Here is a 22,257-nt window from a genome sequence, read left to right as displayed (position 1 = left end):
CCCACCTCATGCGAGGCGTGACCGCCGCCCTGACCAGTCCCGTCCGTCGCAAGCTGGCGCGGGACACGGCCGCCCTCTCCGCCCGCCTTCGCGGCGAGCGGCCGACCATCCGCTACTTCCATCAGGCCGACGATCCCTATTCGCACCTTGCGGCGCAGATGCTGCCGAGGCTGCGCGCCCGCTACGCCGTCGAGATCGAGACCTGGCTGGTTCCGCCGCCCGAGGACTCCGCCGCCCCCGACCGGGCGCGGTTGCGGGACTACGGCCTGCGCGACGCCGCCCGGCTGGCCCGGGCGCGCGGCCTGGGCTTTCCGGCGGGCGCCGTGCTCCCGGAGGCGGAGACCGCTCGACGGCTCCAGACCGTGCTGGCCGACGCCCTGGAGCGCGGTCGGTTCGAGGAGGTCGCCTCCGCCGCCGGCGCCGCCATGTGGTCGGGCGACACCCGCACCCTGGCCGGCATGGCCGCCTGGGCCAGCGGCCAGGATCCGCATCTGGTCGACGACATCCTGATCAGCGGCGAGAGCCGCCGCGCGCGCCTCGGCCACTATCTGGGCGGCATGTTCCACTTCGAGGGCGAATGGTTCTGGAGCGTCGATCGCCTGGGTCATCTCGAGAACCGCCTGGCCGCCAGAGGTCTCGACCGCGAAGCCGGCTTACCGCCGATGGCGCCGGCCATCGAGCCGTCCCTGGGCGCGCCGCTGATGGGCGGGGGGCCGACTATCGAGGTCTGGTTCTCGTTCCGCAGCCCCTATTCCTGGCTGATCCTGCCGCGCATCCGGCAGCTGGCCAAGGCCTATGGCGCGACGCTGGAGCTGCGGCCGATCCTGCCGATGGTCATGCGGGGCCTGGCCGTGCCGCGTGTGAAGACCCTCTACATCGCCCTGGACTGCAAGCGCGAGGCCGAGCGCCTCGGCTTGCCGTTCGGCAGGATCGTCGACCCGGTCGGGGCCGGGGCGGAGCGAGCCCTGGCCGTGCTGCATCACGCGATCGACCTGGGTCTCGGTGAGGAGTTCGCCGAACTGGGCCTGAAGGCCGCCTTCGCCGACGGGCTAGCCCTGGCCGAGGATCGCGACCTGTTCGCCGTCGCCCGTCGCGCGGGCCTGACGGACGCCCAGACAACCGCCGCCCTGGCCGACGATGGCTGGTGCCGGCGCGTCGAGACCAACCGCGCCGCTCTGCTGGAAGCTGGCCTCTGGGGCGCGCCGACCTTCCGCGTCAGCGGTCGTCCGGCGCATTGGGGCCAGGACCGGCTGTGGATGCTGGAGGACGACATCCGCGCGGCGATGGAGCCGGTGCGGGCTCCGTCTCGCGCCTAGCCACCAAACGGATTGTCCGGATAGACCGACGAGGCGCGCGCCGTCGTCCCGTCCTCAGCGCGACCACAGACCTCCAGCGCGGTCAGGGCGTAAATCAGGGCGCTGTCGACGAGGTCCTGAGGCGAAGGCCGCCAGCGCTTCGGTCCCGTCGTGATCGCCGGGACGCGGTGCATGTTGAAGACATTGTGGTCGCGCCACATGCTGGAATAGATCGGATTGGCCCGCGCCACGGGATGGCCCAGGCCCAGGCGCGTGGCCGCGTCCACCGCCCCGACCAGCGCTGCGACCTCGGCGGCGTCGGCCTCGAAACCATGGCGCACGACCACCGGTTCGATCTCCACCCGCCCGACACCCGCGATGCGGACCATGGCCTCGAGAGCGTGCTGCGCGTCGGCGGCCTTCTGGCGCGGGTTCAAGCCGACTTCGAGATAGAGGCTGACCACCTCGGTGCCGTCGCCGAACTGATAGGGCACGCCGCCGCGAATAGCGCACAGCTGGACCTTGGGCTCGGCGATCCCGCCGGCGCTCTCGTAGCGGCTCTCCGCCTCCCAGTCGCGGGTCCAGGCATGGATGGCGTCGGTCAGCTTGCCGATGCGATAGAGCGGATTGGGATGGTCGCCGGCCGCTTCCGGATGGCGCAGCAGCGGCGTGAAAACCCCTTCGCCCCAAAGCCTTAGGCGGAACACCGCATAGCCGCAGCCGACGGAGGTCTGGCCGAAGTCGCAGCCCTCGGCCGCGATGGCGTAGTCGGGCGCGACGCCACCGTGGTGGAACAGGTAGTGCGCGCCGATGTCCTTGCCCAGATAGGCAAGCCCACGATGCTCCTCGATCGGCTCGGGCCCGATCTCACCGGGACAGGCGGTGAGGTACATCTTCCCGGCCAGACCATAGCCGGCCTTCTTGAGGGCCTTGGCGGCGATGAGGAAGCAGCTCATCGGCCCGCGATCATTGGCGATCGGATAGCCGCGCAACACCCCGTCCTCGAGCCAGCAACGCTCCCATTCGGGATCGGCCAGGGTGGCGGGATTGTACTTGTGAACGTCAAGATCGGGATCGCGGGTCGGACTCTCGGTGTCCAGATGGGCGGTGAACAGCAGGTTCTTGCCCGCGCCCAGGCCACCATAGGTTCCGATCACATTGAAGCGTTCCGGCGTGGCTCCCACCTTGCGCGGCGAGAAACCCTCTCGCGCCATCCAGTCGTGGACGAACTCGCCGGCCGCCCTCTCCTCGCCAGAACGACTGGGGATGTTGCCCAGGGTCAGGGCCAGTTCGACCAGTTCGTCCGCGTCGATAGCGGCGGCGATCGCGTCGCGATCGGCCCCCGTAATCGCTTGGGGGGTGATCGAATGCCCGGAGATCGGATCCACTCAGGCGCTCCAGGCGGCGGCGACGCTGGCCGAGTCGGTCAGGATCGCGGTGTTGAGGTCCAGCACCTTCAGCGCCCCGGCGTGCAAGTCCGGCTCGTAGGCCGCGCAGGCGTCGGCGGCGACGAACACGTGGTAGTCGAGGTTGAAGGCGTCGCGCGCCGTACCGTCGACGCAGCACTCGGTCGTCAGACCCGCCAGCACCAGGGTGTCGACGCCCATGCCCTTCAGCCGCGCGTCGAGGTCCGTGCCCCAGAACGCGCTGTAGCGGGTCTTGCGGATCACTAGCTCACCCGGCTCCGGCCGCGCGCCGACGAAGGCGCTGCCGGGTCCATCGGCCCGGCACAGGGCCGCGTCGACCGTCGGATCGCCGCCACGCCGGCGCATTCGCTCGTTCCAGGCCGCGGACTCGGTCTCGGGCGTGGTGAACAGGCCCGCGAACACCACCGGGACGCTGGCCGCTCGCGCCGCCTGGGTCAGGCGCTCCGCCGCCGCCAGCGCCGCCGGCACGGTCGAGAGGTCGAGGCCCCACTGCCCCGCCGCTCCCTCGGGCGAGGCGAAGTCGGTCTGCATGTCGATAATCAGCAGAGCCGTGCGGCCCGGCGCGATCCAATCCTTCACGCTCACGAGAACACCGACCGCAAACCGGGCAGGATCTCGGAACCGAACATGGCCAGCCCCTCCACATAGTCGGGGAAGATCAGCATCAGCCCGTCCAGTTCGCACTCGGTCATGAAGGCCTCGACCTGCTCGCGGCACGTGCCGGGCGAACCGACCATGGTCTGGGTCATGAAGGCGCCCTGCTTCGCGGCGACGGCCTGCAGGCGGTCGCCCGGGACGCCCCAGCTGGCCAGCATGGCCACGATCGCGCCCATGTCCGCGCCCTCGGCGTAGCGGCGGACCAGGGCCTCGGCGCCGGCGTCGCTTTCGGCGTGGATGACAGTGCACATGGCATAGGTGCGGATCGCCTTGCCCAGGCTCTCGGCCAACTGCTTGGCGCGGCGGGACGCGTCGCGGTGCTCCTCGCGGGAGCGGCCGCCGATGAAGCAGGCGTCGGCCTCGCGGACCGAGAACTGGAAGCCGCGATCAGACATGCCCGCGCAGATCAATTCCGGACGCGGCTTCGACAGCGGCTTGGGCTTGGACTGGCAGTCCTTCATCGTGAAGTACTTGCCGGCGAAATCGACGCTGTCCTCGGTCCAGAGGCGCTTGACGATCGTCGTCCACTCCTCGGCCAGGCCGTAGCGGTCGTCGTGATCCAGCGAATCGTCCCAGGCGCTCATCTGGTCGAACTCGGCCTTATAGGCGCCGGCGACGATGTTCAGGCCGGCCCGGCCGCCGCTGATATGGTCCAGGGTGGCGATCATCTTGGCGGCCACGGCGGGGTTCTGCAGCAGCGGATGCACCGTGGCCCAGATGCGGACGTTCTTGGTCGCCTCGGCGATGGCGGCCATCAGCGTCACCGACTCCAGCGAGGTCCCCCAGTGATCGGTCTCGCCGCCGAAGCCGCGGAACTTGCCCATCGACATCACGAAATCCATGCCGATCTCATCGGCGGCCACGGCCGCGGCGCGGTTCTGGGCGTAGAGACCGTCCAGCGAGGGCGTGGTTTTCGAGACGATCCACCCCCCATTGGCCACGGGTAGAAAGACGCCGAAATCCTTGTGCTGCGAGGGTCTATGGAACATGACGCGGATCCTTACACGGCGCGGGCGGGAGGATCACGCGCTTCGCGTCCCCAAACAACCGGCTTGGCGGCCGCACTTGACGGGACGCCAGCCGACGCCATCTCCACGCAACTTACATGCGCCAGGACCGCGCACCGGAAAACAAAGGTCTTGGGCGAATGACAACGTGGGACTATCCATTCCCCCAAATGCTCACCCAGACCGATGGCGAAACCGCCGTCCCCCACATTGAAAGCGCCGCCGAACGGGCCCGCAATCGTCGCCGGGCGCCGGTTCGTCGCTTGCGGCTGACGCTGGCCGTCTTCGCGGTCGGCATTGGAGTCGCCGTGGTCGCCCAGGCCTCGTGGCGCACCTTCGCCTCGAGCAAGGTCCAGACCCAGGCCACCGCCAAGCCGCTGGTCCTGGACAAGCCCCGCTTCACGGGCGTGCTCAAGGACGGTCGCGCCTTCCTGATCACCGCCACCCACGCTGAGCGTGACATCAAGGACCAGAACCTGGTCCGGCTCACCGCCCCGACCCTGGTGCGGGGCTATGGCGAGCCCAATCCCAGCCAGGCCACGGCTAAGACCGGCCTCTACCGCGAAGCCGAGCATACCCTGCTGCTGTCGGACGCGGTGCAGATCACCAGCGGAGAGGGCTACACTTTCGACGCGCCCCGAGCCCTGATCGACATGCGCACGGGCGAGGTCAGCGGTGACGCCGGCATCGCGGGCGCGGGCCCCAAGGGCAGCACCCAGGCCAATGCATACAATGTCACCGACAAGGGCGATCGCGTCGTGTTGAAGGGCCGGGTTCGCACCCGTCTGGAGCCCGGGCGCTGACGTGGCCGCCGGCAAACGCGTCTGCTTCCTCTACATCGCGCAACACCATCAGGTCTGGCACAGCCTGTCGGTGGCCGTCGTCATGGCCAGACGCTGGCCGGCCATCAAGGTCGAGATCGCCGCGACCACGTCCGACTCGCTGGACTACGTCGCGGGTCTGCTGGCCGAGCTTGGCGGCGCGCCTATCGAGCTCGTGCTGCTGCCGCCGGCCTGGCTGCGCCGTCTCGGCGGCGCGGGCGCCCCGCCCAAGGCGCCGATGCTGATCCTCAACGCCCCCCGCCTGGCCCGCTACGACGCGGTGATCACGCCCGAGCGCACCACAGCCCTGCTGCGCCGCATCGGCGTGCGCCGGCCGCTGCTGGTCTATACCCAGCATGGCGCGGGCGACCGCGAGGGACCGTTCGAGCCGCGCCTGAAGGTCTTCGACCTGGTCATGGCCGCCGGCCGCAAACAGCGCGACCGCATGCTGCAGGAAGGCTGGGTCACCGAAGACACCTGCGCCATGGTCGGCTATCCCAAGTTCGACCTGGTCGATGACCTGCCCCAGCGCGCCCCGCCACGCTTCGACCTGCCCGGTCCCGTGGTGCTGTACAATCCGCACTTCCACGGGGAGCTCGGCTCCTGGCCCAAATGGGGCAAGCAGGTGTTGGACTTCTTCGCGGCCAACGACCGCTACAACCTGATCTTCGCGCCGCATATCCGGCTATTCGAGACGGCCTCCGCCGACGAGCGCGCGGCGTTCAAGGCCTATGCCGAGCACCCGCGCATCCATGTCGACCTGGGCGGACCGGCGGCGGCGGACATGACCTACACCAAGGCCGCCGACCTCTATCTCGGCGATGTATCCAGCCAGGTCTACGAGTTCCTGCGCACGCCCAAGCCGTGCCTGTTCCTCAATTCCAGCGGCGCGTCCTGGTGCGGCGATCCGAGCTTCCACCACTGGCTGTACGGCCCCGTGCTGGAGACCATCGGCCGCCTGCCCGAGGGGCTGGACGAGGCCTTCGCTTCGCATGGCGACTATCGCGAGGCCCAGACCTGGGGGATCGACGAAACCTTCGACGTCAGCAACGTCCCAGCCTCGGTGCGCGCTGCCCGCGCCATCGTCGAGAAGCTGGAGCGCGTGGCATGACCGACGCGGTCTCGACCTCGCCCCTGAAGAAGGTTCTCGCCAACGCCGGCCAGCTGTTGAGCGGTCGGGTGGTCAACGCCGTCGTGGGCCTGGCCTATATCGCCCTGACCGCGCGCAGCCTGGGCAAGGAGACGTTCGGCGTCCTGGTCCTGATCAACGCCTTCGCCCAATTCTTCGGCGAAGTGGCCCACTTCCAGTCGTGGCAGACCCTGATCACCTACGGCGCGGGGCCCCTGATCGATAACGACAAGCCGAAGTTCCAGCAGGTGTTGCGCCTGTCGCTGCTGCTGGACCTGATCAGCGGCGTCGTGGGCGTGATCCTCGGCGTGGCGGGCGCCTGGTTCTTCTGGCAGGAGCTGCGCTGGCCGGACGGCACGCACGGCTATGGCGCCCTCTACGCCCTGTCGATCGGGGTGATGACCTCGGCCACGGGCGTGGGTTTGCTACGCCTGTTCGACCGCTTCCGCTTCCTGGCCGCCGAACAGGCGATCAGCTCGTTCGTGCGGATGATCGGCTGCGCGATCTGCGCCGCGACCAACGCTCCGCTACCGTATTTCATGCTGGCCTGGGCCGCCGGCACCTTCGCCTCGTTCCTCTACATCGCCTCGATCGCCATCTGGGACCTCAACCGGCGCGGTCTGCTCAAGGGCTTCACCCTGGCCGGCGCGACCAGCGAGGGCTTCCCTGGCGTCTGGCGCTTCGCTTTGGCGACCAACTTCTCCGGCACGCTGGATGTCGGCTTCACCCACGTGCTGACCATGGCGGTGGGCGCGATCTTGGGGCCGGTCCAGGCCGCCTTCTGGCGGATCGGCAAGCAGGTCGCCGACGGCATGGCCAAGCCCGCGCGCCTGATGGTGCCGGCGCTCTATCCCGAACTGGCCAGGATGCGCGCCTCCGGTGGCCAGCAGGCCATGAGCAAGCTGGCCGCGCAGATCGCCTTGATCGGCGGCGCGGCGGCCGGCGTTCTGCTGCTCGTCAGCCTGCTGGCGGGTCGCTGGATTCTCGAGACCGTCATGGGTCACAGCTATGGCGCGGCCGCGGGCGTGATGAATTGGCAGGTGGCCGCCGCCGCCGTCGGCGTGATGACCCTGCCGCTGGAACCTATGCTGGTTTCGATGCGCGCCGCCGGTTCGGCCTTGGCTGTACGCCTCGTGGTCGTTATCGCCTATCTCGCGGCCCTCGTTCCGCTGATCACCACGTTCGGCCTGACCGGCGCGGGCGCCGCTCTGGTTGCGGCCGCTTTGGCCATGGCCGTCGGCATGTATTTCATGGCGCGCCGCAGGCTCGCCCGACTCGCGGCGGAAGAAGACTCCGCCCGCACGAATAAAGACGATGAAGGCCCCAGTTATGATCACGCCCACGGCGTCTGACCGCACCGTTCGGTTCGCCGACTTTCCGACCCTGACGCAGACCCTCGACTTCGCCGCCACCGGCGAGACGGGGATCAACCTCTATTCGCTACGCGGCGAACTGGTCGAGGCCCTGCCCTACGCCAAGCTGCGCGAGGAGGCTGTCTTGCTGGCTCGCCGCCTGCTGGCCACCGGCGCCCAGGTCGGCGACAGCGTGGCCCTGCTGGCCGAGACCGATGGCGACTTCGTGCGCGCCTTCTTCGCCTGCCAGTACGCCGGCCTGCTGCCCGCGCCGATGGCCCTGCCAACCCCGCTGGGCGGCCGCGAGGCCTATATCGAGCAGATCAAGAACCTGGCCGGCTCGGCCAAGGCCAAGATCCTGATCGGCCCGGTCGGCTTGAAGGACTGGGTGGTCGAGATCGGCGAGCGCGCGGGCCTGGCCTTCGCCGGCGTGCTGGCCGACCTGCCCGAGGACGGCGGCGCGACGCTGCCGACCATCAAGCCGGAAGACCCCTGCTACCTGCAGTTCTCGTCGGGCAGCACCCGCACCCCGACCGGCGTCCTGGTGCGCCACGAAGCCCTGATGGCCAACTGCGTGGCCATCACCCGCGACGGCCTGAATGTGACCGCCGAAGACCGCGCCATCTCGTGGCTGCCGCTCTATCACGACATGGGCCTGATCGGTTTCCTGCTCAGCCCTCTCAGCTGCCAGATGTCGGTCGACCTGCTGCCCACCGGCGCGTTCGTTCGTCGACCGCTGCTGTGGATCGACTTGATCGGCCGCAACAAGGCGACAATCGCCTACAGCCCGACCTTCGGCTACGAACTGTGCGCTCGCCGCGTGCAGGGCCAGCCGCTGGACGCCTACGAGCTCAGCCACTGGCGCAGCGCCGGCCTGGGCGGCGACATGATCCGCATGCCGCCGCTGAAGGCCTTCGTCGAGGCCTTCGGCCCCGCCGGCTTCTCCGACAAGGCGTTCGTGGCCAGCTACGGCATGGCCGAGGCGACCCTGGCCCTGTCCATGGCCCCGCTGGGCCTGGGCCTGCGCGCCGAGACCCTGGATGTCGAACGCCTGGAACGCGACGCCGTGGCCGTCGACGCCCCGGAAGGCTCGGAGCGCGCCCGCGACTTCGCTCGCTGTGGCCCCGCCCTGCCCGGCCACTTCCTGGAAGTGCGCGGCGAGGACGGCAAGGTGCTGCCCGAGCGCGGCGTCGGTCGCATCTTCGCCAAGGGCCCCTCGGTGATGAGCGGCTACTTCGCCAATCCGGAAGAGAGCGCCCGCGTGCTGTCGGCCGATGGCTGGCTCGATACGGGTGACATCGGCTTCGTCATCGAAGGCGAGATCGTCATCACCGGCCGCGCCAAGGACTTGATCATCCTCAATGGTCGCAACATCTGGCCGCAAGACCTTGAATGGACGGCCGATCACGAGATCGATGGCCTGCGCAGCGGCGACGTCTGCGCCTTCGCCATCCCGGCCGAGCCGGAAGACCAGATCGTCGTGCTGGTCCAGGCCCGCGGCGGCGACGCCGACAGCCGCGCGACGCTGGTGGAGTCGGTCTCCACCCTGCTGCGCACCCGCCACGGCGTCGACGCCAAGGTGAAGCTGGTCGGCGCCCACGCCCTGCCCCAGACCTCGTCGGGCAAGTTGAGCCGCTCCAAGGCCCGCACGGCCTATCTGGCCGGCGCCTACGGCGACTGATGTCGGGGGTCGTCGCCGTCACCGGAGCCACGGGCTTCCTGGGCCGCCATCTGGTCCGCGCCCTCGCTCTGGACGGCTGGACGCCCCGCGTGCTGGTCCGACGCGACCCGATCCACCCATCCTGGCGCGACATCGAGGTCGAGGTCGTCACTGGCGATCTCAAGACCCCCGGCGCGCTGAATCGCCTGTGCCAGGGCGCCGAGGTGGTCATTCACGTCGCCGGCCTGATCAAGGCCGCCTCGCTGGACAGTTTCAACGCGGTCAATCGCGACGGCGCCCGCGCCGCCGCCCTGGCCGCCAAGGCCGCCGGGGCCCGGTTCATCCTGGTCTCCAGCCTCGCCGCCCGCGAACCGCGGCTGTCGAACTACGCCGCCAGCAAGCGCGCGGGCGAGGACGCCGTCCGTGAGATCTCTCCCGATGCGCTGATCGTGCGGCCGCCGGCCATCTACGGCCCAGGCGACACCGAGACCCTCGGCCTCTTCCAGTTCGCGGCCAGGAGTCCGGTGCTGCCCGTGCTGTCGCCGACCACGCGGATCGCGATGATTCACGTTCAGGACGCCGTGGCCAAGCTGCTTGCTTTCTGCAGAAGGCCGGTTTTAGGCCTTGTCGAGCTTTCCGATGTGCGGCGCGACGGATACACTTGGACGGAAATCATGAGCGGCGCGGCGGCCGTCATGGGCGCAAAGCCGCGTCTGATAAGGCTTCCAGACGGGGCCCTGCGGATCGCCGGAACCCTTGCGGATGCTTGGTCTTACGCCTCGAACACCCCCTCGGTCTTCTGTTCAGGCAAGGTCAGGGAGTTGCTTCACGCGGATTGGACCCTATCTAGCGCTCCGATGGCGGAGGGAGTACCCAGCGTCTTCGGCCTGCTCGACGGCTTTGCTCACACCGTCGATTGGTACCGTGAAGAGGGCTGGCTGCCCAAAAATATCGTCGCCTAGTTCAAATATGGCGGAAATCTGACAGACTCGCCGTTACAGTAGTGTCACGGGTGGGGCTCCCGGAGGTTTGGTTTAGAATGGAAACGGTTACAGATCTCAGCTTGCGCGAGATCGGGGTGGCGACGAGCAAGGTTCTGGGACGGGCCGTCGAGGTGCGTTCGGAGTCGCATATCGGTCGTGACCTCGCCGTGGACTCCCTTGCCCTCATGAACATCATCATGGAGCTCGAAGACACCTTCGACATCTCCATTCCCCTTGATCGTCTGGCCTCTGTCGAGACCGCTGGCGATCTCTCCAAACTGATCAATGATCTCCGGACTAGGGCTTAACTAATGGGGCTATTCGATAAGCACCTGGCCTATCGCGACGCGTACAAGGCCATCCAGCAAGCGGGCGCTGATCCCTTCAAGATCCGCTTCGACGCTGTGACCTCGCCGACCGAAGGCATCGTGGATGGTCGACCGACCATCCTGCTGGGCACCAACAACTATCTGGGCCTCACCTTCGACCAGGAGGCGATCGCCGCCTCGGTGAAGGCCGTCCAGGAGCGCGGCACCGGCACGACCGGCTCGCGCATCGCCAACGGCAGTTTCGAGGCTCACGTCGAGCTGGAGACCGAGTTGGCCAAGTTCTACGGCCGCAAGCACGCCATGGTCTTCACGACCGGCTACCAGGCCAATCTGGGCGTGCTGTCGACCCTGGTCGGCCGCGGCGACCACCTGATCCTCGACGCCGACAGCCACGCCTCGATCTACGACGGCTCGCGTCTCGGCCACGCCGAGGTCATCCGCTTCCGCCACAACGACCCCGAAGACCTGGCCAAGCGCCTGCGTCGCCTGGGCGACGCGCCCGGTGAACGCCTGATCGTGGTCGAAGGCGTCTACTCGATGATCGGCGATGTCGCGCCGCTCAAGGAAATCGCCGCGATCAAGCGCGAGATGGGCGGCTACCTGCTCGTCGACGAAGCCCACTCGATGGGCGTGCTGGGCGCGACCGGCCGTGGCCTCGCCGAAGCGGCCGGCGTGGAAGACGACGTCGACTTCATCGTCGGCACCTTCTCCAAGAGCCTGGGCGCCATCGGCGGCTTCTGCGTCTCGAACATGGACGACTTCGACGTCATGCGCGTCGTCTGCCGTCCGTACATGTTCACCGCCTCGCTGCCGCCGGCCGTGGTCGCCTCGACCGTGACGGCTCTGCGCCGCATGATTGAGCAGCCCGAGCTGCGCGATCGCCTGAACCACAACGCCAAGCGCCTGTACGACGGCCTGACGACCATGGGCTTCCACACCGGCCCGACCGCCAGCCCGGTGGTCGCCACCACCATGCCGGACCAGGAACGCGCCATCGCGATGTGGAATGGCCTGCTGCAGGCCGGCGTCTATCTGAACCTGGCCCTGCCGCCCGCCACGCCGGACAGCCGTCCGCTGCTGCGCGCCAGCGTCAGCGCCGCCCATACCGACGAGCAAATCGACGCCGTCCTGAAGACCTTCGCCGAAATCGGCGCGGCTCTCGGCGTCATCGAGCCCCTGAAGCGCGCCCGCGCCTAAGAGCTTCTCGCCACGCGAACGAAGACGCCCGGGCTCACGCCCGGGCGTTTTTGTTTGTCGGTGGCATGGCGTCAGCCCCTTCGCCGAGCGCTCCAGACCCTCAGCAGTACGCCAGGGGCCGACAGGATCGGATGCCGCTCTCGCCAGGGCGTGACCTCGACCGCCACCCCCGTGTGTCGCTGGATCTTCCAGGCGGCGTAGCGCGCCGCGCCCTGGAAGGTGAAGGCCGCCTTGACCAGCCGCGCCACGTTCAGCGGCTTTCCGGCCAGCCTGCGCCGCCCCCAGGCCTTCCGGAGGCGCAAGCGCTCCCCCTCGGCCATGACCGTCCCCTCGTCGCGCCAGACGGCGTCCAGGACGTGGTCATAGCGCTGGGGGTCAAAGGTCAGGATCGAGACCTCCCGGCCGGCTTTCTCGACCCGCAACTCGGCCTTGTAGGTTTCCCGGAACAGGGCGGTCCACAACGCTTGCGGCGCGGCGCCGACCTGCCCTAGAGCCTGGGCGAAGCGGGCCGCTGTCCGACAGGCTTGGGTGACGGCGTCGATCACCGCCTCGCGGGCGCCCTCCGCCGCCCAGGTCAAGGCGCAGGGCTGAACGAAACGCGCCCAGATGGTCGTGTCCGCCCCCGCCCCGCTCGTGGCGCGCTGGAACTGGGCCAGGGTCATCGAAGCCACCTTGGCCCGCAGGACCTGACCGTCGTGCTCCAGCTCGTGATAGCTGACGTCCGGCCACAGGATACGCGTGAAGAAGCCGCGCCACCCCGCCGGCGGTCGCTCGGTCAGGACGTAGTAGTCCAGCACCCCGGAAAGATCGCCGGTCCGCAAGATCGAGCCGTAGAACAACACGCCTCGTACGTCGGGAAAGATCGTCGTCAGATATTCGGCGAAGGCCGTGATCGGCGCGGGCGTCGGCGTGGAGAGTTCGGCCGCGACGAGGTCGCGAAGGCTGCTCATCCGACCAGGAACCTCAGCGCCGGTCCGAGAGCGATCGTCAGGTCACCGCCCTCGAACATCTCGCCGTCCAGCACGAACGGCGCACCGCCGCCCAGGGTGACCACGCCGGGGTCACGGCGGCGATAGCCCATGCCCTCGAGCTGTGGCTCGGCCTTGCCGCTCAGCACCATCGGCAGGGCCTTCAGGAGACGTCGCGGCGGCGCGTCGACGTCCAGAAGCTTCAGGCCCTCGCGAGGTTCGCCGAAGGGCTTCACGCCGAAGGGCAGGCGTTTGAGCGCCGTCGCCAGGACCGCGAAGCGTTCGCTGCCGGGCTGGAGGTCGCCATCGAGGCTGAGCTTGGTCGGCACGCCCTCGCGCCATTCGTCGCGCGCGCCCCCGAAGAGCGCGCCCAGTGTCGCCGTCAGGATGGTCACGGCCACGGCCAGGTTGTGGAAGAAGCCGATCTTGTGGGCGCGCTGCGCCAGGTTGGTGGCCTTCACCGGCGCGCCGACCCCGAAGAAGAAGCCTTGCAGGCAGGGACGTCCGTCCGCCCAACTGACCCGTAGAGGCGGGCGCGACTTGACGGTCGGCTCGGCGCGGCGGGCCGCGATCAGCGCCTCCTCCAGCCGCCAGTCCTTTGGCGTGCCCAGGTCGATGGCCAGCACGTTGGTCTTGCCCGAAGGCAGCACCGCCAGCATCGGCAGGTTCTCGCCGAAGGTGTGCGGCAGAAGGCTGATGACATCGCGGACCGTGCCGTCGCCGCCATCGATGATCAGAAGGTCCAGCCCGTCGCGGGCGAAGTCCCCCAGCGCGGTCTTCAGGGCCTCGCGTCCGTGCGGCTCGACCAGGCGCACGCCCTCGGGCGGCGGCCCGGGCGGACGAGCCTGGTTCCCATGGCTCTTCGGATTGCGAACGACCCCGATACGCGTCATTTCGACAGCCACGATTGGATAGAGCCCTTCGGCGCGGCCAAGCCTTGCAGGATCTGGATGGCGTGCACCACGAAGCACACCGCGGTCCAGATCGCCACCAGGGTGAAGCCGACGTCGGGTCTGCCGACGAGGACACACGCGGTCATCAGGATCAGGTTCGGGTTCCGGCGCGCCGTGATCAGGCGGAAGAAGCTGTCGAACGGGCGCCAAGCGTGCATCTCCAGCTTGAAGAGGGCCAGGAAGATCCCCTCCTCGACCCGCTGGGCCACGTAGCCGCCGATGACGATGGCCAGGCTGAGGCCCGCATAGGGAATGGACTGGCCGACCGCGTAGACGCCGACGAACCAGGCCCACCACCAGAACGGCGGGTGCAGCAGGTCGATGCCGTGGTCAAAGACATTGCCCCACTTGGACGAGGTCAGAGTCACCCGGGCCAGCTTCCCGTCGACGGTGTCGAGGAAGGTCATGATCCAGGCGCAGAGCAGGCCCCAGCCGAACTGGCCATGCCAGAATAGCCAGGTGGCGGCCAGGGTCAGCAGGAACCCGATGAAGGTCACCTGGTTCGGCGTCATCCTGGCGATCGCGCACCAGCGGGTCACGATCCGCGCGGGCGTCGGCCAGACATACTTGGTGACGACGTCGGTGACGCCCTTGTAGGAGCCCTGGAACAGGCGCTTCTCGACGGCGCGCACGGTTTGCGGCGTCAGACGCTCCAGCACTGGCGGTTCGCGCTTGCGCAGGGCGCTGTTATAGGCCGACCCCAGCTCCAACGCCGAGAGGCGCGTCAGGCGCGGGTCCAAGGCCGAGGGATCCTGACCGGCGGCCAGCGCGTCGCAAGCGGCATAGGCCAGTTCGGCCGGCGCATGGACGGCCACGGCGCGGCCGGTGTCATCGACCAGCACCGCGCCCTCGCGGCCGGCCAGCGCCTTGATCAGCGACTCGTCGAACACCCAACCGGCGTCGACCGCCACCACCGCATGCGACAGGTCGACGACAGGCGTCTCGATCAGCTCCAGGCGCCGATAGATGCGCGACAGGCGCTCGGGCGAACTCATGCCCCAGATCCGACCGCCGGCCTCGCCGACGGTCAGGGCGCGCGGCGCCGAGCCCGCCACGTTTTGCATTTCAACGCTCAAAGACAGATAAACCCCTTGAATCCCGAGCCGATTGATAAGCAGCTTCGGCAGCTTCGACCAGAACGACCCGCACCGTCTTGTCCATATACCGCATCGCGCACCTCTCCGATCCCCACCTGCCGCCGCCGCCGGGCGCGTTCGGTTGGAAAGACGTCTTCACCAAACGCCTGTTGAGCCGCATCGCCTGGCGCCGGAAGCGCGAGGTTCATCTGCCCGAGGTGCTGGCGGCGCTGGTCGCCGACCTGAAGACAGCCGCCCCCGACCATGTGGTGATCAGCGGCGATCTCACCAACTTTGCTTCGCGTACGGAGATCGCGGCGGCGCGCGCCTGGCTCGAGACCCTGGGCGAGCCCAAGGACTTCACGGTCAGCCCAGGCAATCACGACGCCCTAGCCGGCCCGGGCGGCGCGGAGCGGTTCAGCGCCTGGACACCCTGGTTGGGCGATCACGGCGAGACCGCCTTCCCTCAAGTTCGCGTGCGCGGCCCGGTGGCGATCTTCAATCTGTGCTCGGCCGTGCGAACCGCCCCCCACCTGGCGACCGGCCGCCTGGGCGAGGACCAGCTTCAGCGCCTGGACGTGGCCCTGGCCGACCCGGCCTATGCGAGCCTCTTCCGCATGGTGGTGCTGCACCACCCGCCGCAGAGGGGCGCCGTGGTCAAGCGTAAGGCGCTGGAGGACCAGGAGGCCCTGCGCGCGGTCCTTGCGGCGCGCGGCGCGGACCTCGTCCTCCACGGTCACGCCCATGAATGCCTGGTCGGCGCCGTTCCCGGCCCGAACGGTTCGACGATCCCGGTGCTGGGCGTCTCCTCCGCCTCAGCCAAGCCTACGGGCCATTCGCCGGCTCGCTGGCATGTGATCGAGATCGAATCCCGCCCCGGAGGCGGCCATCGCGCGCGAGTCGTCGCGCGCGGCATCGAGCCGGGTCGCGAAAGCCTCAGCGAACTGGGCCGCTACAGCCTCGCGGACATCACTTAGTCGACGGGTAGCGCACCTTGATGCGAATCGTCGTCTCGCCGACCGGCTTCACCCCAAAGCGTACCGCGTCGAACGACGGCGTACCGAACTTGGTCGGAGCATCGTTCGAAAAGCCGTAGCCCTCGGTCGGCATGCCCGCCGCGCTGCGGTCCAGTTCCCGGTCGCCGTTGGCGTCGTGATAGACGAACACGGCATAGGCCTCGGTCGCCGACGGCAGCCAGAAGCAGGTCTGGCTCATCGGGGCCGAGGTGGTCACGCGCTGGCGGGCCAGCTTGCCGCGCGGGGCCATGAAGCGGCTGGGGTCTCCCGGATAGACCGTGACGATCACGTTGCCCGCGTTCGAGCGCAGCGCGCCGACCTGCACATTCAGTCGCGTCGCGGTCTTGCGGCCGACACACTCCTTGTCCGTCAGCGAACGCGCGGCGCTCGTGGGCTCCGTCAGCTGGCGCGCCGCGGTCTGCGCGCAGACGATCCCGCCCGCCGCGAACGCCGCCAACAACGCGCCGACGAGAACGGATCGTGCTTCCATGTAAAAGGCCGCATCCCTATTGTTACGCGCAGAGCGCGCCTCGGCGCGCTTCAAACTTTGACTCTGGAGCCAGTCGGGATCGGATGGATTCATCCGAGCTTGACTGGTTCCGGGCCGACATCAGCCTGAAGTTCCGGCTTTCTCATGACCAATCCCACAGCCCTGGCGTTCGGCTATCCCGGTTCCAAGATCGCGGAGACCGATCACTGGCTCATTCTCGTTCGTCCCAAGCAACCGACATTTGGGTCTTTGGTCCTGGTGTGCAAGGAAGCTGTTCAGGCGTTCTCCGAAGTGAGTCCCGAGGCGTTCGCCGACCTGCAGGTCGCCGTCGCGGGGATTGAGCGCCTACTCAAGGCCGCTGTCGACTACGAGAAGATCAACTACCTGATGCTGATGATGGTCGACAAAGACGTCCACTTCCATGTGCTGCCGCGCTATTCGGGCTCGCGCGAGCACGAAGGCGTGCCCTTCCCTGACACCGGTTGGCCCGCCGCGCCCGCTCTGGGCTCGGCCGTGGAGCTCTCGTCCGAGACCGTCGAGCGCCTCGCCGTCCGCTTTGCCCAAGCCTGGGGCCAAGCGTGAGCGCCAAGGACCTGCAAGCCGGCGGCCTTCGCCTGATCGACCGCTACCTCCTGCGCCTCCTGTTCTGGCCGCTGGTGGCCTGTCTGGGCGTCACCGTCGTGGCTCTCCTGCTGGAGCGCACCTTACGCCTGCTGGACGTGCTGTCCCAGAGCAGCGCCCGTTTCGGGTACGTGGCCCAGCTGGCCGCCAATCTGGTGCCGCACTACATCGGGCTGGCGCTGCCCGTGGCCTTCTTCGTCGCTCTGTTCATCGTCATCGCGAAACTGTCGGACGGCTCGGAAATCGACGCACTGCTGGCCAGCGGCCAGTCGCTGGAGCGGATCGCCGCGCCGTTCCTGGCGGTCGGCGTGTTCCTGATGGTCTTCAGCCTGGTCGTGTTCGGCTACATGCAGCCCTACAGCCGCTATACTTTCCGCGCGGTCATGCACGCTGCGGTCAACGCCGGCTGGAACGGGCGCCTGGCGGGCGGGGCTTTCATCGACGACAAGGGCTCGCTGCTCACGGCCGACACCGCCGACATTGCCGGCCAACGCCTGACGCGGGTCTTCATCCGCCGTCTGGACGCCCGCGGCCAGGAAGAGATCATCACCGCCGCCTCCGCTGACCTGAAGTTGGACGAGGGCGGCAAGACCATCACCATGGATTTGCGCGACGGCCGTCGGATCGCCCACGACGCCACCGGCGCGTATCGCAACCTGGCCTTCGACAGCCTGACCACCCAAACGCCGCTGTCGGCCGCGGCGGTCCTGCTGCGCGCGCGGGGCGGCGACGAACGCGAGCTGACGCTTGGCGAACTGGCCAGGCAGGCCAAGTCCGCCAAGCCGGTGGTCTCCAAGGAGACGTTGCTCAGCGAGCTCTATGGCCGCTGGGCGCGGGCGATCTTCATGCCGTTCCTGCCGCTGCTGGCCTTCCCGCTGGGCCTTGCCTCCAAGCGAGGCAACCGAGCGCCGGGCCTGGTCATGGCCGGCCTGCTGCTGCTGTCCTTCCAGCACTCGCTGCTGCTGGGCCAAGGCATGGCCAAGGTCGGCATGATCCCGCCATTCCCGGCGATCTGGGTCCCCTTCTCCGTGTTCGCCGCCCTGGCCGTCTGGCTGTTTATCGGCAGCCGCACCCGCCCCGGCGATACGCCGGTCTCGCGTTTGGTCCGCCGCATCAACAATCTGATCGCGCGCTTCATCCGCGCCCTGCCCAAGCCGAAGAAGCGACGTCACGCATGAACCTGCAGTTCTACGTCCTGCGGATCGTCGCCACCCGCATCCTGGTCGCGGCCCTGATCCTGATGTCCATCCTGCAGATGCTCGATCTGCTGGATGTGACGCCTGACATTCTCGAGCGGGGCCTGGGCGCCGGCGGCATCGCCTATTACGCCGCCCTGCGCGTGCCGCGCCTGTTCGAGCAGGTCGCGCCGATCTCCGTGCTGGCGGGGGGCCTGTTCGCCTTCTCGCAACTGGCTCGCGAGAGCGCGGTCGTCGCCATGCGCGCCAGCGGAATCTCGGGCTATCGCATCGTGGGCATGGCCGTGCCCGCCGCGATCGCGGTGATGCTGCTGGACGCCCTGTGCGGCCAGGTCCTGGCGCCCCGCGCCGACCCGGCCCTGGCGGACTGGTGGCGCAACACCACGCCGGTCGCCGAGCGCAAGGTTCCCGCCCCGCGCACCTTCCGCGCCGGCCCTGACCTCGTCACCGGCGCCACGGCCACCGCCGATGGTCGTGAGATCAACACCCTCACCATCTTCCGTCGCGACGCCAAGGGCATACTGATCGAGAAGCTCGAGGCGCCCAAGGCCCGCTATGACGGCGAGGCCTGGACCCTGGACCAGCCCAAGACCACCCGCTTCACCGGCGATCTGGCCCAGAGCTCGAGCGCGGCCTCCACCACCTGGCCCACCGCCCTGAGGCCACAGGACGTGCAGGGCCTGTTCGGCGAGGACGCCATGCCCACCGCCGCCTCGGCCCGCCGGGCGCTCCAGAACGGCGGCTCGGACCGGCCCGAGAGCTTCTACGCCACTCATTTCCAGGCGGCCTTCGCCAGTCCGTTCGTGGCGCTGGTCATGCTGCTGCTGAGCGCGCCAGTGGCCCTGGCCAACTTCCGCAGCGGCCAGGGCGCGGTGCTGCTGACGGTGGGTCTGGCGGCCGGCCTCGTCTTCCTGGTCACCAACGGCATGCTGACGGCGCTGGGCGAGTCCGGCGCGCTGTCGCCGTTCCTGGCCGTCTGGGCCGCCCCTGCGATCTTCGGCGCCCTCGCCGTGCGAACCTTCTTGGCCCTGGAGGGGTGATGCCTTTCGACTCGACGAACGCCGACCTCGCGGTCATCCCGGTCAAGACCCCCGACGAGCTGAAGCGCTTCATCGCCCTGCCCGCCCGCCTGAACGCCAAGGATCCCAACTGGATCACGCCGCTGTTCCTGGAGCGCACCGAGGCCCTGACGCCGAAGACCAATCCGTTCTTCGCCCATGCCGAGGTCCAGCTGTTCCTGGCCACGCGCGGCGGTCGCGACGTGGGCCGGATCAGCGCCCAGATCGACGCCCTCACGCCCCAGCCGACGCCGGGCCGCCTGGACGGCCATTTCGGCATGATCGCTGCCGAGGACGATGCGGCCGTCTTCCAGATCCTGTTCCGCGCGGCCGAGGACTGGCTGCACGCCCGGGGCCGCACCCACGTGGTGGGTCCGTTCAACCTGTCGATCAATGAAGAGGTCGGCCTGCTGGTCTGGGGCTTCGACACTCCGCCGATGATCCTGATGGGCCATGACCCGGCCTATGCGGGCAAGCGCGTCGAACAGCAGGGCTACGCCAAGGCCCAGGACGTGTTCGCCTATCGGGCCGATGAGACCGGAGACATCCCTGAGATCGCCCAACGTCGCGTCAAGCGCGGCCTGCCCACCGGCGTGGTGCTGCGCCAGCTGGACATGAAACGCTATGATGAGGAGGTCCAGACGCTGACGGATATCCTCAACGATGCCTGGAAGGACAATTGGGGCTTCACGCCGACCACCGAGGCCGAAACCGCCCAGCTGGGCAAGGCTCTCAAGCAGGTGATCGACAAGCGCCTGATCTGGTTCGCCGAGATCGACGGCGAAGCGGCCGGCGTGGTGGTCTTCCTGCCCAACGTCAACGAAGCCATCGCCGACCTGAAGGGCAAGCTGCTGCCGTTCGGCTGGGCCAAGCTGCTGTGGCGCCTGAAGGTCAAGGGCGTGAAATCGGCGCGGATCCCGCTGATGGGCGTGAAGAAGAAGTTCTCGTCCACCCAGCGCGGCCGCATGCTGCCGTTCTGGCTGATGAAGGCCAGCCGCGATACGGCGATGAGCCTGGGCTACAATCGCTACGAGATCTCGTGGGTGCTGGAGGCCAACAAGGCCATGACCCACATCGCCGAGAACGTTGGCGGCACGCACTACAAGACCTATCGGATCTACGAGAAGGCCCTGTGATCCAGCCTTTCAAGGCGCTGATCCTGGCCGGCTCGCGGCCCGGCGAGGTCGACCCGGCCGCCGCCTACGCGGGCGTCGGCCACAAGGGCCTGATCGTCCTGCAGGGCCAGACCCTGTTGGCGCGCGTGCTGGGGGCCGTCGAAGCCTCCGGCGCGGCGACGATCGGCGTCTCCGCCAATGACGAGGCGATCCGCTCGGCCCTGGCCAACTCCAAGGCCGTGGTCCTGCCGACCGCCGCCGGCCCCAGCCAGAGCGTCGCCGAAGGCGCCGGCACACTGGGCTTTCCGCTGGTGGTGACCACTGTCGACCATGCCCTGCTCAAGCCGGAGTGGATCACCCAGTTCCTGGCCGACACGCCGGACTGGGCTGACGTGGCCGTGCTGCTGGCCCCGGAAGCCCGTGTGCGCGAGGCCGCGCCCCAGACCAAGCGGACCTATCTGAAGTTCCAGGACGGTCGCTATTCGGGTTGCAACCTGTTCCTGCTGCGCGACGAGACCGCGATGGGCGTCGTCCAGCTGTGGCGCAAGGTCGAAGCGCTGCGCAAACAGCCCTGGAAGATCGCCGCCATGCTGGGGCCGTCGTTCCTGATCCGCTACGCCCTGGGTCTGCTGACCCTGGACCAGGCCGTGGCGCGACTGGGCAAGCTGGCCGGCGTCAAGGCGGCCGCTGTCCGCGCCCACGACGGTTTAGCCGCGGTGGACGTCGACAAGCCGTCGGATCTGGATTTGGTCAGGCAACTGGTCGGCGAGGCCTGCCCCTAGGCCGTCACGGCTTCCTGGGCCGCCCAGGCCGTCGTCAGGGCGCGGTTGCGGACCAGGTCTTCCGGGAAGTCCATCTCGGCCCAGTCCAGGCCTTCGATCGAGCGCACGCGCACCACGTCGTGCTGATGGGCGATCTCGTTGATGACGCTGAGATACCAGCGCTTCAGGCCTTCCGGCGTGCGCATGATCGCCTCCAGCGTCTTGACGAACAGCGCCCCGCCCTCGGCGTCGAAACGCAGGAAGCCGATCGACTCGGCGTCGTACTCGGCGATCGTCTTGCCGATGGCGCGCAGGGCGTCGCCGTCGGTCAGCACCTTCATGTCATCGGCGTCATAGCCGCTGAGCTTGCGGTCGACCGTCACCGTGATCGGCGCGGCCGGCGCGCTGATCAAGCGCTCGGCGATCGCCGGCTCGAACAGGGTGTCGCCGTTGAGGATCATGAACGGCCCGCGCATCTCTTCACGCGCCAGCCAGCAGGTCGCGAGATTGTCGGTCACGCTGTAGAACGGATTGTAGAGTGTGCGGATCGTCATGCCCGGCAGCTTGACGCGCGCGACCTCGGCCTCGACCAAATCGCTGCGGAATCCGGTGACCACCACCGCCTCGGTGACACCCGCCTGATGCAGGTGGCGAAGCTGCCACTCCAGCACCGTGCGCCCGGCCAGGTCGACCAGGCACTTGGGGCGGTCATCGGTCAGCGGCGACAGCCGCTTGCCCTGACCAGCGCTGAGGATGAGGGTCTTGACCGGCTGCATGACGTTTCGAAATCTCGCTGGAATGGGGGCCTTCTTCGCCCCCAAGGAATCGTAGGACCACGCGCCTGGCGGCCGCGATCGCATAACTGAGCACGAACCCGCCTCTCGGCAAGTCTTCGCGGGTTGTCAAAAGCCGGTCATGACGTCGCGGCGCAAGCCCCCGGCGACGGTTTTTCGGCGACCGCGCCCAATAGGTGACGGTGGCGGCGCGCTTGAACGCGCTTGGCTGTTGCGACCCATGGTTCAGCTTGGGCTCGGCTCGTCCTGAAGCTCGGCTCGTCCTGAAGATTGTCGCGTCGGGCCCAGGCGCCCCTTCCGGGATCTGAACCCTTCCACCATATGCCCATTGTCATAGGGAAGACTGGGCGGG

The 22,257-nt window shown here is 68.4% G+C and carries 22 protein-coding genes; 14 read left to right on the top strand and 8 right to left on the bottom strand.

What is annotated here, in order from left to right:
- Positions 1 to 8: 8 nt before the first annotated feature.
- Positions 9 to 1,316: a DsbA family protein gene (locus AC1RRV_RS11560; protein ID WP_492860098.1), complete on the top strand. Its 1,308-nt coding sequence runs from the start codon at positions 9 to 11 to the stop codon at positions 1,314 to 1,316.
- On the opposite strand, the gene AC1RRV_RS11555 is transcribed toward AC1RRV_RS11560, so the two are convergent.
- The 3 genes from AC1RRV_RS11555 to AC1RRV_RS11545 are packed head-to-tail and all read right to left on the bottom strand — an operon-like array spanning position 1,313 to position 4,368.
- Positions 1,313 to 2,683 (bottom strand): zinc-binding metallopeptidase family protein, encoded by a 1,371-nt coding sequence (locus tag AC1RRV_RS11555; protein ID WP_492859774.1) that lies wholly within the window; start codon positions 2,681 to 2,683, stop codon positions 1,313 to 1,315. The two genes, AC1RRV_RS11560 and AC1RRV_RS11555, sit on opposite strands and share 4 nt — an antisense overlap.
- Positions 2,684 to 3,307, bottom strand: coding sequence for a cysteine hydrolase family protein (locus tag AC1RRV_RS11550; protein ID WP_492859773.1), 624 nt, complete (start codon positions 3,305 to 3,307; stop codon positions 2,684 to 2,686).
- The gene (locus AC1RRV_RS11545; protein ID WP_492859772.1) at positions 3,304 to 4,368 is read right to left on the bottom strand and encodes an LLM class flavin-dependent oxidoreductase; all 1,065 of its coding nucleotides are present in this window, start codon (positions 4,366 to 4,368) and stop codon (positions 3,304 to 3,306) included. Before AC1RRV_RS11545 ends, AC1RRV_RS11550 begins: the two co-directional genes overlap by 4 nt.
- Before the next feature lie 188 nt (positions 4,369 to 4,556).
- Here AC1RRV_RS11545 and lptC point away from each other — a divergent pair, with 188 nt between their 5' ends.
- The 7 genes from lptC to spt all read left to right on the top strand — a co-directional run bounded on the left by lptC (position 4,557) and on the right by spt (position 11,857).
- Positions 4,557 to 5,189, top strand: coding sequence for an LPS export ABC transporter periplasmic protein LptC (lptC, locus tag AC1RRV_RS11540; protein WP_492859771.1), 633 nt, complete (start codon positions 4,557 to 4,559; stop codon positions 5,187 to 5,189).
- Position 5,190: 1 nt separating this feature from the next.
- A complete protein-coding gene (locus tag AC1RRV_RS11535) occupies positions 5,191 to 6,318 on the top strand; it encodes a CDP-glycerol glycerophosphotransferase family protein (protein WP_492859770.1) in 1,128 nt (375 codons plus the stop codon).
- Positions 6,315 to 7,688 (top strand): lipopolysaccharide biosynthesis protein, encoded by a 1,374-nt coding sequence (locus AC1RRV_RS11530; RefSeq protein WP_492859769.1) that lies wholly within the window; start codon positions 6,315 to 6,317, stop codon positions 7,686 to 7,688. Before AC1RRV_RS11535 ends, AC1RRV_RS11530 begins: the two co-directional genes overlap by 4 nt.
- Positions 7,651 to 9,369, top strand: coding sequence for a fatty acyl-AMP ligase (locus AC1RRV_RS11525; protein WP_492859768.1), 1,719 nt, complete (start codon positions 7,651 to 7,653; stop codon positions 9,367 to 9,369). The genes AC1RRV_RS11530 and AC1RRV_RS11525 overlap by 38 nt, the downstream gene beginning before the upstream one ends.
- Positions 9,369 to 10,310 carry a ceramide reductase gene (cerR, locus tag AC1RRV_RS11520; RefSeq protein ID WP_492859767.1) on the top strand — a complete coding sequence of 314 codons (942 nt, stop codon included), beginning with the start codon at positions 9,369 to 9,371 and terminating at the stop codon, positions 10,308 to 10,310. Before AC1RRV_RS11525 ends, cerR begins: the two co-directional genes overlap by 1 nt.
- Positions 10,311 to 10,387: 77 nt before the next feature.
- On the top strand, positions 10,388 to 10,639 hold the full coding sequence (locus AC1RRV_RS11515) for an acyl carrier protein (protein WP_492859766.1): 252 nt from the start codon (positions 10,388 to 10,390) through the stop codon (positions 10,637 to 10,639).
- Between the two features lie 3 nt (positions 10,640 to 10,642).
- Entirely contained in the window at positions 10,643 to 11,857 is a 1,215-nt protein-coding gene (spt, locus tag AC1RRV_RS11510) for a serine palmitoyltransferase (RefSeq protein ID WP_492859765.1), read from the top strand.
- A gap of 71 nt (positions 11,858 to 11,928) precedes the next feature.
- Here spt and AC1RRV_RS11505 read toward each other — a convergent pair whose 3' ends face one another.
- From AC1RRV_RS11505 to AC1RRV_RS11495, 3 genes are read right to left on the bottom strand one after another with little or no spacing between them, the layout of a single operon-like run.
- A complete protein-coding gene (locus AC1RRV_RS11505; protein ID WP_492859763.1) occupies positions 11,929 to 12,807 on the bottom strand; it encodes a hypothetical protein in 879 nt (292 codons plus the stop codon).
- Entirely contained in the window at positions 12,804 to 13,796 is a 993-nt protein-coding gene (locus tag AC1RRV_RS11500; protein ID WP_492859762.1) for a diacylglycerol/lipid kinase family protein, read from the bottom strand. The genes AC1RRV_RS11505 and AC1RRV_RS11500 overlap by 4 nt, the downstream gene beginning before the upstream one ends.
- Entirely contained in the window at positions 13,715 to 14,842 is a 1,128-nt protein-coding gene (locus AC1RRV_RS11495) for a CDP-alcohol phosphatidyltransferase family protein (RefSeq protein WP_492859761.1), read from the bottom strand. The genes AC1RRV_RS11500 and AC1RRV_RS11495 overlap by 82 nt, the downstream gene beginning before the upstream one ends.
- Positions 14,843 to 14,931: 89 nt before the next feature.
- On the opposite strand from AC1RRV_RS11495, the gene AC1RRV_RS11490 reads away from it, so the two are divergent.
- Positions 14,932 to 15,831: a metallophosphoesterase family protein gene (locus AC1RRV_RS11490; protein WP_492859759.1), complete on the top strand. Its 900-nt coding sequence runs from the start codon at positions 14,932 to 14,934 to the stop codon at positions 15,829 to 15,831.
- Here AC1RRV_RS11490 and AC1RRV_RS11485 read toward each other — a convergent pair.
- A complete protein-coding gene (locus AC1RRV_RS11485; protein ID WP_492859758.1) occupies positions 15,824 to 16,360 on the bottom strand; it encodes a DUF2141 domain-containing protein in 537 nt (178 codons plus the stop codon). The two genes, AC1RRV_RS11490 and AC1RRV_RS11485, sit on opposite strands and share 8 nt — an antisense overlap.
- A 144-nt stretch (positions 16,361 to 16,504) precedes the next feature.
- Here AC1RRV_RS11485 and AC1RRV_RS11480 point away from each other — a divergent pair, with 144 nt between their 5' ends.
- From AC1RRV_RS11480 to AC1RRV_RS11460, 5 genes are read left to right on the top strand one after another with little or no spacing between them, the layout of a single operon-like run.
- Positions 16,505 to 16,942 (top strand): HIT family protein, encoded by a 438-nt coding sequence (locus AC1RRV_RS11480; RefSeq protein ID WP_492859756.1) that lies wholly within the window; start codon positions 16,505 to 16,507, stop codon positions 16,940 to 16,942.
- The gene (locus AC1RRV_RS11475; RefSeq protein ID WP_492859755.1) at positions 16,939 to 18,159 is read left to right on the top strand and encodes an LptF/LptG family permease; all 1,221 of its coding nucleotides are present in this window, start codon (positions 16,939 to 16,941) and stop codon (positions 18,157 to 18,159) included. Before AC1RRV_RS11480 ends, AC1RRV_RS11475 begins: the two co-directional genes overlap by 4 nt.
- Positions 18,156 to 19,217: an LptF/LptG family permease gene (locus AC1RRV_RS11470; protein ID WP_492859753.1), complete on the top strand. Its 1,062-nt coding sequence runs from the start codon at positions 18,156 to 18,158 to the stop codon at positions 19,215 to 19,217. Before AC1RRV_RS11475 ends, AC1RRV_RS11470 begins: the two co-directional genes overlap by 4 nt.
- Positions 19,217 to 20,371, top strand: a complete 1,155-nt coding sequence (gene bcerS, locus AC1RRV_RS11465; protein WP_492859752.1) for a ceramide synthase — start codon at positions 19,217 to 19,219, stop codon at positions 20,369 to 20,371. The genes AC1RRV_RS11470 and bcerS overlap by 1 nt, the downstream gene beginning before the upstream one ends.
- On the top strand, positions 20,275 to 21,132 hold the full coding sequence (locus tag AC1RRV_RS11460) for a nucleotidyltransferase family protein (RefSeq protein WP_492859750.1): 858 nt from the start codon (positions 20,275 to 20,277) through the stop codon (positions 21,130 to 21,132). Before bcerS ends, AC1RRV_RS11460 begins: the two co-directional genes overlap by 97 nt.
- Here the strand turns inward: AC1RRV_RS11460 and AC1RRV_RS11455 are convergent.
- Positions 21,129 to 21,887 (bottom strand): phosphocholine cytidylyltransferase family protein, encoded by a 759-nt coding sequence (locus AC1RRV_RS11455; RefSeq protein WP_492859749.1) that lies wholly within the window; start codon positions 21,885 to 21,887, stop codon positions 21,129 to 21,131. The two genes, AC1RRV_RS11460 and AC1RRV_RS11455, sit on opposite strands and share 4 nt — an antisense overlap.
- Positions 21,888 to 22,257: the final 370 nt, after the last annotated feature.

Source organism: Caulobacter sp. GW821-FHT11E10 (assembly GCF_058808375.1).
Note: the sequence above shows the minus strand (reverse complement) of the source record. Positions and strands in the feature narration are given on the sequence as shown.